The sequence below is a fragment of the Trebonia sp. genome (genome assembly GCF_030042015.1).
Taxonomy (GTDB): Bacteria; Actinomycetota; Actinomycetes; order Streptosporangiales; family Streptosporangiaceae; genus Trebonia.
Genome location: NZ_JASIAL010000023.1, coordinates 1 through 3,435, shown reverse-complemented (window position 1 = coordinate 3,435; position 3,435 = coordinate 1). Strand labels below are relative to the sequence as shown.

The following is a 3,435-nucleotide window of genomic DNA, read 5'->3' as shown; positions in this document are numbered from 1 at the left end:
GGGCCAGGTCCATCGTGAGGTCGATGTGCCCGCCCAGGGTCCGGAACCCGGCGGCATGGAACCGGCGCACAGCGGCAACGTTGCGAGCCACCGGGCGGATGGCCAGGTACTCGTAACCGCGGGCAAGAGCCTCCTCGACGACCCGGCCGATGAGCCGGCGACCGATGCCCTGATCGCGGGCTGCCGCGGCGACGACGACCGGCTCGACTTCCCCGCTGCTGCCCCGGTCGAGCAGGCCGGTCAGGCCGACGACCTGTCCGTGTGACTCGGCCACCCAGGATCTCATCCGCTCCGGCATCGCGAGGTAGCCGTCGAATGCCGCCCCGGGGTCGTCTCCGCCGATCGACGGGTCCCCGTAGATGCGCCGGTGATACTCGGTCAGCTCCGCCCACAGGGCCCGGCAAGCGCGGTAGTCGGCTGCGGTGTAGTCGCGGACGATCAGCTCAGGCGGGGCTGGAGAGCCTGGCTGCGGCGAGACCGTCATCTGCCCAATGATGCCAGGCGCGTCACGTTTCGTCAGGGGTGCCGACCTACCCGCGGCTCGTGCAGCAGGTAGAGCGAGCGCTCCGGCTCGGCTACCTCAAGCCCGGCGACCAGCTGCCCAAGGTCAGGGGCGTGGTCACCGCCCTGACCATCAACCCAACACGGTGCTCAAGGCCTACAGGGAACTGGAGACCAAGGGGCTCGCGGAGGGCCGTCCGGGCCAGGGCACGTTCATCAAGGTCTGTAACGGGCGCTGCTCGCGCGGCCTCACAGCTGGGATCTCAGTACGTCGAACTCCCAGCCTGGCGAGGATGGTCGAAGCCGTGCTCGATCAGCCAGCGGGCCGCCCGCAGGCTCCGCGGCGACCACCACGCGCGGATCTCGTCGAGGTCGACGTCGGTGCCGTAGCCGGCGACGACGCCGCCCAGGTGCTCGCGGTGCCCGAGCGTCAAGGTGGCCAGGTCGTACAGGGCATCGCCCTGGCTCGCCTCGGACCAGTCGATCACGCGGCTGGCCGCATCCCGCTGCCCGTCGGCTTCGTGCAGGGCGCTCAGCGGATGGGCAGGCTGGGTTCGGCTGCGACCTGCCGCGCACCCACTGGCAGACATCGGTCGCAGCTCAGTCTCGGATTAGCCGGAGCGTTCAAGGCGACGACGTGGCCTGGCTGGGGCCTGGCTCGGTTCCGCCCGGGAAGGTGAACAGCCGCTGGCCCAGCGCCAGCGCGGCGGGCTCGCCCGCCAGCCGGTGCGCGCCCACCGACATGAACCCGTCGGGGCTGGTGTCGAACGCCTCCTCGCGGAAGCCCGCCTCCCCGAACCAGGTCCGGATCGCGGGAGTCAGGCCGGGCGGGCTGCGGTGCCCGGTCCACAGGACCAGCGCACCGGCTGCGCACAGGCTGGGCAGGGCGGCCACCGTGGCCCGGATGTCGCCGCCGGTGATATTGCCGAAGATGCCGCATGCCAGCACTATGCGGGCGGGTACCGCGCCGGCGCAGGCATCGGTGAGCCCGGCGCCGGCCCGCAGCACCTCGACGCCGTGCAGCCCGGCCGCCCGCGCCGCCTGCCATGCGAGCGCGGCGTTGCGCTCGTCCAGCCCGACCAGCCGGGCGCGCACGTCGTGGCGGCGCGGATGCCCCCTCAGCGCGCCGATCACGTCCCGGCCCTGCCCGGCGCACAGGCTGATCAGGCGCACGCCCCCGGCAGGCGCTCGGTCCAGCCCGGCGCGCAGGTGCCCCTGGACGACTTCCCCCCGCCGCGAGAGCAGGGAGCCCGCCGAAGACATCGAAGGCCGGTCCGGAGATGCGGACCGGCCTTTCACCTGGCTTTCAGGGATCTTTCAGGGTGGTGGGCGATACTGGGATCGAACCAGTGACCTCCTCGGTGTGAACGAGGCGCTCTCCCGCTGAGCCAATCGCCCGTGCCGGCGGCCCCGCGCGGTCTGCGGGCCGCGGGCGTGCGCCCTCAGCGTAGCGCATATCCGGACGGTCCGTGAGCGCGGACGGTCCGGCGCGGTCGGGCCGGGAGGTCGCGGGTGAAGCCACGCAACGCGCACGGGGGTGCCGGGAAATCTGCCGAGCTACTGACAAGTAGGACAGACTTCGGCTACTCTGTGCAATGCAATCGATAGCAAGGGATAACGATCTCATTGCGTTGAGTTGCCGGGTGCCTACTCTGGGTACAACGCCTACAGGTAACTGGATGCGACGAAGGTCACAGGCTATGCAATCGATGCGCAGGAACATTACACTGACATGGCGTCGTTCTTAACCCGAGGCATCTGAACAGGACGGATGCCGTGACGAATCCCCCCAGCGCCCGCAGTGCGAAAACGGTGCAAACGGAAGCAATCGGGCAAGTGAGAGCCTAACGCTCCGTATGCGGACCAGTCGCCCATGGGTCGCGTCACCAAACAGAGCCCGGACTACCGGGACCCAGCGAATTAAGGTTGGCCTGACGATGAACAGCAGCAGCACGGTATCAGCCGAACTCGGACTACGGCTTGTCGTTCCCCAGCAGACGATCGTGCCACTGGTGGCTAGCCTCTTCTACTCTCGCGAGGACCCGTACGCGATCCGCATCGCGTTCCACGTCGGGCTCGATGAGCCTGTCGAGTGGATCTTCGCGCGTGACCTGCTGTCCACGGGCATCGAGACCCGCGAGGGCCTCGGCGACGTCACGGTCTGGCCGTCGGCCGGTTCCGAGGGCGGCGCGCCCGGCAGCGTACTGAACATCGAACTGTCTTCGCCGTTCGGCCAGGCGCACTTCGAGGCGCCGGTCAAGGAGATCTCCGACTTCCTCCGCAAGACGTACCAGATCGTCCCTGCGGGCAAGGAGAGCGACCACGTGGACGTCGAGGCCGAGTTGAACGACCTGCTCCGCCAGGCGTCCTGACTGGACGAACGCAGCGAGCTTCCCGGCCCGGGCCCCCGTAACGGGCCGGGATGACCCCGCCGGCGTGTTCCCCGGCGGCTGTGGCCACGTGCCGCGGGGAGGCGCGGCGGGGTGAGTTGCCACTGTTCGTTCGGGATAATGATTTTTTGTCCGAAGCCCGGGCTCGGAGTTTGCGCGCGCGGCAGGATCGGCTACAGTTCTGAGGGTCCGCCGGAGAGACCCGGCGGAGCGTGCGGACGTGGCTCAGTTGGTAGAGCATCACCTTGCCAAGGTGAGGGTCGCGGGTTCGAGTCCCGTCGTCCGCTCCATCGAAAGTCCAGCTCAGAAGGTATGAACTGGACTGCTGCTCTCGGGTCCCTCCGCTCGACTCTACTGATGTGCTCTACTATCGAGCGTGGTAGAGGGCCCATCTGTAAAGGCACCGTCCCGTTCGAAGGCGTCAGGACCCCGGCGCCGGCGGCGGGGGAGCGGCGGCATCGTCGAGCTCGGCGAGGGCTTCTGGCGGGTCGACGTCGAGATCGCAAGGGATCCGGTCACCGGGCGTCGACGGCGAGTGTCCCGC

4 protein-coding genes and 2 tRNA genes are annotated in these 3,435 nt (G+C 69.1%); 2 read left to right on the top strand and 4 right to left on the bottom strand.

Annotation, left to right across the window (positions count from 1 at the left end; translation table 11 throughout):
- From Q1N79_RS01110 to Q1N79_RS01095, 4 genes are all read right to left on the bottom strand, one after another.
- Positions 1-484: GNAT family N-acetyltransferase (locus Q1N79_RS01110; RefSeq protein WP_300602995.1), on the bottom strand; the 484-nt coding region annotated here is incomplete at its 3' end.
- Between the two features lie 280 nt (positions 485-764).
- Complete coding sequence (locus Q1N79_RS01105) at positions 765-1,091, bottom strand: hypothetical protein (RefSeq protein ID WP_300602992.1); 327 nt, start codon at positions 1,089-1,091, stop codon at positions 765-767.
- A gap of 34 nt (positions 1,092-1,125) precedes the next feature.
- Positions 1,126-1,764, bottom strand: coding sequence for an SAM-dependent methyltransferase (locus tag Q1N79_RS01100; RefSeq protein ID WP_300602990.1), 639 nt, complete (start codon positions 1,762-1,764; stop codon positions 1,126-1,128).
- A gap of 60 nt (positions 1,765-1,824) precedes the next feature.
- Positions 1,825-1,899: transfer RNA gene (locus Q1N79_RS01095), tRNA-Val, on the bottom strand.
- Between the two features lie 539 nt (positions 1,900-2,438).
- Here Q1N79_RS01095 and Q1N79_RS01090 point away from each other — a divergent pair.
- Positions 2,439-2,873, top strand: coding sequence for an SsgA family sporulation/cell division regulator (locus Q1N79_RS01090; protein ID WP_300602986.1), 435 nt, complete (start codon positions 2,439-2,441; stop codon positions 2,871-2,873).
- 232 nt (positions 2,874-3,105) lie between these two features.
- A tRNA-Gly gene (locus Q1N79_RS01085) sits at positions 3,106-3,181 on the top strand.
- The last annotated feature ends 254 nt before the right edge of the window (positions 3,182-3,435 follow it).